The organism is Brevundimonas sp. (assembly GCF_032017145.1).
Lineage (GTDB): Bacteria > Pseudomonadota > Alphaproteobacteria > Caulobacterales > Caulobacteraceae > Brevundimonas.
In genome coordinates, this window is record NZ_DALZQC010000156.1 from 1 (window position 1) to 5,266 (window position 5,266).

Below are 5,266 nucleotides of genomic sequence, written 5' to 3' on the forward strand. Positions count from 1 at the left end.
CAATCGTGCCGATGTTGCAGTGCGGCTTCGTGCGTTCGAACTTTTCCTTGGCCATTCTCTAGCTCCTAAGGTCCCCGAACCGGGGTTCCTGCAGTTTGGGGGTTAAGGGCGCCCGGCCGATGGCCGACCGGGCGCTATTTAGGTGCGCTTTTCCAAAAGGAAAAGCTTAGGCGTACTTCTTGATCACTTCGTCGGCGACGTGTTGCGGCACCGGCTCGTAGTGGTCGTATTGCATGGTGAACTGGGCGCGGCCCTGCGACATGCCGCGCAGCGTGTTCACATAGCCGAACATGTTGGCCAGAGGCACGAAGGCGTTCACGACGGTGGCGTTGCCGCGCATGTCCTGACCCTGGATCATGCCGCGACGGCCGTTCAGGTCGCCGATGACCGAGCCGAGATATTCCTCGGGGGTCACGACTTCCACCGCCATGATCGGCTCGAGCAGCTTGGGCGCACCCTTCTCCTTCAGTTCGCGGAAGGCGGCGCGCGACGCGATTTCGAACGCCAGCACGCTGGAGTCGACGTCGTGGAACTTGCCGTCCGTCAGCGTCGCCTTGAAGTCGATCAGCGGGAAGCCGGCCAGCAGGCCGTTGTCCTTGGCCGAGTTCAGGCCCTTCTCGACGCCGGGGATGTATTCCTTGGGCACCGCGCCGCCGACGATCGAGTTCTCGAACACGAAGCCCGAGCCCGGCTCGCCGGGTTCGAAGGTGATCATGACGCGGGCGAACTGGCCCGTACCGCCGGTCTGCTTCTTGTGGGTGTAGTCGATGTCGACCTTGCGGCCCAGCGATTCACGATAGGCGACCTGCGGCGCGCCGATGGTGGCCTCGACCTTGTAGGTGCGCTTCAGGATGTCGATCTTGATGTCCAGGTGAAGCTCGCCCATGCCCTTCAGGATGGTCTGGCCCGACTCGTGGTCGGTCGAGACGGTGAAGGACGGGTCTTCCGACGCCAGCTTGGCCAGGGCGACGCCCAGCTTCTCCTGGTCGGCCTTGGTCTTGGGCTCGACCGAGATCTCGATGACCGGGGCCGGGAATTCCATCTTCTCCAGGATGACGGGCGACTTGATCGGATCGCACAGGGTGTCCCCGGTGCGGGTTTCCTTCAGGCCGGCCAGGGCGACGATGTCGCCGGCGTAGGCTTCCTTGACGTCTTCGCGGTTGTTGGAGTGCATCTGCAGCATCCGCCCCACCCGCTCGCGCTTGTCGCGCGACGAGTTCAGCAGGCTCATGCCCGTTTCCATCTTGCCCGAATACAGGCGGCAGAAGGTCAGCGAGCCGACGAAGGGGTCGTCCATGATCTTGAAGGCCAGGACCGACAGGGGCTCGTCGTCCGACGCCTTGCGCACGACGGGCTCTTCGGTCTTGAAGTCGATGCCCGGGGTCGGCGGGATGTCCAGCGGCGACGGCAGATAGTCGACCACGGCGTCCAGCAGCGTCTGCACGCCCTTGTTCTTGAAGGCCGAGCCGCACAGGATCGGATAGAAGGCGCCGGTCAGCACGGCCTTGCGGATGCACTTCTTGATGGTGGCTTCGTCGGGCTCGTTGCCTTCGAGGTAGGCTTCCATCGCCTCGTCGTCCAGCTCGACGGCGTTGTCGATCAGGTACTGGCGGGCTTCGTTGGCCTTGTCGACCAAGTCGGCGGGGATCTCTTCGTCACGGTAGGACGCGCCCAGGCCGTCGTTGTCCCAGACCACGGCCTTCATGCGGACCAGGTCGACCAGGCCCTTCAGCGAGCTTTCGGCGCCGATGGGGAATTGGATCGGCACGGCCTTGGCGCCCAGACGGTCGCGGATCGATTCCACCGACTTGTCGAAGTCGGCGCCGATCTTGTCCATCTTGTTGACGAAGACGATGCGCGGCACCGAATATTTGTCGGCCTGGCGCCAGACGGTTTCGGTCTGCGGCTCGACGCCGGCGTTGCCGTCCAGCACCGTCACGGCGCCGTCGAGGACGCGCAGGCTGCGCTCGACTTCGATGGTGAAGTCCACGTGGCCGGGGGTGTCGATGATGTTCAGGCGCTTGTTCTGCCAGAAGGCGGTCGTCGCGGCCGAGGTGATGGTGATGCCGCGTTCCTGCTCCTGGTCCATCCAGTCCATGGTCGCGGCGCCGTCGTGGACTTCGCCGATCTTGTGGGATTTGCCGGTGTAATACAGGATCCGCTCGGTCGTCGTCGTCTTGCCCGCGTCGATGTGGGCCATGATGCCGAAGTTGCGGTAGTCCTCGAGCTTGTGCGTACGAGCCATGAAAACGTGCCTTGGAAGTAGTGCAGGACGCGAAGCGCGCCCTCGGGGATGATCGTCGATGCGGCGGATAAGCGAGCGCGGGCGATTTAGCTCAAACCGCCCGCGCCGGATAGTCTCAGATAGTCGCCGCAGTTGGCGCTTTTAAGACGCTTACCAGCGATAGTGGCTGAAGGCGCGGTTGGCTTCGGCCATCTTGTGGGTGTCTTCGCGCTTCTTGACCGCGGTGCCGCGGTTGTTCGAGGCGTCCAGCAGCTCGGCCGCCAGCTTTTCCGTCATGGTGTTCTCGCCACGCTTGCGCGCGGCGTTGACCAGCCAGCGGATGGCCAGGGCGCGGCGGCGGTCCGGGCGGACTTCGACGGGAACCTGATAGGTGGCGCCGCCGACGCGACGCGAACGGACTTCGACCGACGGGGCGACGTTGTCCAGGGCGGCGTGGAAGGTGGCGACCGGCTCCTGGTCCTTCTTCTTGTCGGCCAGGATGTCGAAGGCGCCGTACACGATGTTTTCGGCGACGGCCTTCTTACCTTCGTACATGACGTAGTTCATGAACTTGGTGACGACCAGGTCCCCGAACTTCGGATCCGGCAGAACTTCACGCTTCTGGGCGCGGTGACGACGCGACATGGGTTATTCCTTGCAGTGCCCGGCCTGCGCCGGGAAGATCTAGAAAAGGCGTCCGGGCGCGACGGCCCGGAAGCGAATGGCTTACTTCGGACGCTTGGCGCCGTAGTGCGAACGACGCTGCTTGCGGTCCTTGACGCCTTGGGTATCCAGAACGCCGCGCAGGATGTGGTAGCGAACACCGGGCAAGTCCTTCACGCGGCCGCCGCGGATCAGAACGACCGAGTGTTCCTGCAGGTTGTGGCCTTCGCCGGGGATGTAGCACACGGCTTCGTAGCCGTTCTTGGCCAGACGGACCTTGGCGACCTTACGCAGAGCCGAGTTCGGCTTCTTCGGGGTCGTGGTGTAGACGCGGGTGCAGACGCCGCGACGCTGGGGCGAACCCTCCAGAGCCGGCACCTTGTTGCGGGTGGGCTTGGGCTTGCGCGGCTTGCGGATCAGCTGGTTGATCGTAGGCATTCGAAACTCGTCTCGACTTCTGATGGAGGCGTGTGTCTTTCGACCGAAGCGCCTCTCGCCTTCTTGTGAACGGGGGACCATCCCCTCGCCCGGGTGTCATCGAGACTGATGCCGTGACGACAAACAGAAAAACCGGAACGCGCGCTTTGGGCGTTCCGGCGGCGCACAGGCCGTCCGTTCGATTGTCACGATCTCGGCGACCGGCGAACCGGCCACGCCTCGAAAGTGCGCGGCTTCTACGCGGGATGGGGCCGCAGGTCAAGAACGCGCGTTAACACCTCGTCCCGTACCACATTGCGAACCAACGCGGCCGTCTTCATTATAGCGCCGTTCGGCCTGAAACCCGCCACGCTTCGCGTTCAGCTTGATCGAACGACCAACCGGGGATGGTTCATGGGGGGGCTGGCCCGAACAGGGGCGATCACGCTCTCGCTTGCGATCAATGCGGGCCTGCTGGCGCTGCTCGCCCTTGAGGACCGACGCCCGGCGCCACGGCGCATCCCGGGGTCGTCTCCCATCTACGTCGATATCGAACCCGTCTTCATCAAGACCCCGGTCCGTCGAGAGCCGCCCCCTGCCCTGCAGGCGGCGGCAGGTCGCCCGGCGCCGCCCTCTCCGCAACCTCTCGCGGATCGTCCTTCGGTCCCGACCATGCCGCCGACATCGGCGCCCGCCTACGACCCGCGCTGGACCGTCCGCCCCCACGCCTCGGTCGACGCCGCCTGGCCGTCAGGAAGCGCGGCGCGGAGCGACGGGCCGGACTGCCGGCCCGGTGAAGCGCGGTCTTTGCAGGACAGGCAGTCCTGCCGCGCGCTGGCCATGGCGGCCGCTGAACCCTCCGCGCCGATGGCGCGCTCCGGAGACGAGGATCGGACAGCGGCCTTCGCCAAGGAGGCCGCCGTCAAGAAACGCTGGCGTGACTATCGCGACGGCGACGGCGCCTATCCCGGCGTTCGATCCCTGTTTGGCCTGAACTGACGGAGGGTGGATTCGATGCCGGACCTGTCACGATGAGGGCGAACACGGTCGGCCTACGGCTGGATTGGCGCAAGGCGGGCTTTGCGGCGACGGCTGTCGGCCTGAACGCGGGCGCCGTCGCGCTTCTGTCCATGACCGATGTGGGGCTGCGCGTTCGGCCGCCACGCGCCGAACCGATGGTCGTCTATCTGGACGACGCTTGGCCGACCCTGGCCCGCGCGCCGAAGTCCGCCTCCGCCCCTTCTTTGGAGGAAAAACTCGCCGCGCCCCGCCGGGCGCAGGCGTTCCAGGCCGATGCCCCGGACAGCGGCGGAACGGTCACGTCGCCGCGCCCGCCCCTGGCCGAGGCGACAACGCACGACGGGATCGACGCCCGCTGGCGGGTCGACGGCGCCATTCCGGGGCCGAGCATCCCCCTCCTCTCGTGCGAAGCCCCGCACCGTCTTTCGCTCGACGCCCGCCGTCGCTGCGAGGACCGCTGGGCCGGCGCCGGGGCCGTTCCCGCGATCCAAGGCACGGGCGATGCGGAACGCGACGCCGCCTTCGCCCGTCAGGGCGCACGCCGTCTGGCGGCCTGGGAGGCTCAACGGGCCGATCCGTCGCGCGTCAAACAGTCGTGCGAAGACCCGAACCCCGTGGCAGGATGCGCCGACGTGAATATTCGGATCGATCTTTTCTCCTCGCGGGACGGCTTCCTGCCCAATCTCAGAAAGCGTCGCGAATGACCGCTGCGTCGGTGTTTCCGCTTGGCCCTTGGTCGCGACGGCGCCGCCCGGACTGGCGAAAGGTCGCCCTGGCCTCCGCCTCGGTCGTCATCAACGCCGGTCTGATCGCCGTCCTGTCCCTGACGGCCCTGGGGATCGACGCGCCGCTGACCGCGCCGGAACAGCGGCCCCTCTATGTGGACATCACGCCGCGTCCCCTGCTGCCGGACGAACGGCCGCGCCCGGCGATCCAGCCGCC

At 66.2% G+C, this 5,266-nt stretch carries 6 protein-coding genes; 3 read left to right on the forward strand and 3 right to left on the reverse strand.

Going from position 1 to position 5,266, the window contains the following annotated elements; translation table 11 throughout:
* Window positions 1-166: 166 nt before the first annotated feature.
* From fusA to rpsL, 3 genes are all read right to left on the reverse strand, one after another.
* Window positions 167-2,245 (reverse strand): elongation factor G, encoded by a 2,079-nt coding sequence (gene fusA / locus RTU05_RS16850; RefSeq protein ID WP_312599471.1) that lies wholly within the window; start codon window positions 2,243-2,245, stop codon window positions 167-169.
* A 150-nt stretch (window positions 2,246-2,395) separates the two neighbouring features.
* On the reverse strand, window positions 2,396-2,869 hold the full coding sequence (gene rpsG / locus RTU05_RS16855) for a 30S ribosomal protein S7 (RefSeq protein WP_248121325.1): 474 nt from the start codon (window positions 2,867-2,869) through the stop codon (window positions 2,396-2,398).
* A gap of 81 nt (window positions 2,870-2,950) precedes the next feature.
* Window positions 2,951-3,325 carry a 30S ribosomal protein S12 gene (gene rpsL, locus RTU05_RS16860; RefSeq protein ID WP_008260482.1) on the reverse strand — a complete coding sequence of 125 codons (375 nt, stop codon included), beginning with the start codon at window positions 3,323-3,325 and terminating at the stop codon, window positions 2,951-2,953.
* Between the two features lie 651 nt (window positions 3,326-3,976).
* On the opposite strand from rpsL, the gene RTU05_RS16865 reads away from it, so the two are divergent.
* From RTU05_RS16865 to RTU05_RS16875, 3 genes are all read left to right on the forward strand, one after another.
* On the forward strand, window positions 3,977-4,303 hold the full coding sequence (locus RTU05_RS16865) for a hypothetical protein (protein ID WP_312599472.1): 327 nt from the start codon (window positions 3,977-3,979) through the stop codon (window positions 4,301-4,303).
* A 32-nt stretch (window positions 4,304-4,335) separates the two neighbouring features.
* Window positions 4,336-5,028 (forward strand): hypothetical protein, encoded by a 693-nt coding sequence (locus tag RTU05_RS16870; RefSeq protein ID WP_312599473.1) that lies wholly within the window; start codon window positions 4,336-4,338, stop codon window positions 5,026-5,028.
* Window positions 5,025-5,266, forward strand: a 242-nt coding sequence (locus RTU05_RS16875) for a hypothetical protein (protein WP_312599474.1), incomplete at its 3' end; no start/stop codon positions are given. The genes RTU05_RS16870 and RTU05_RS16875, both read left to right, overlap by 4 nt.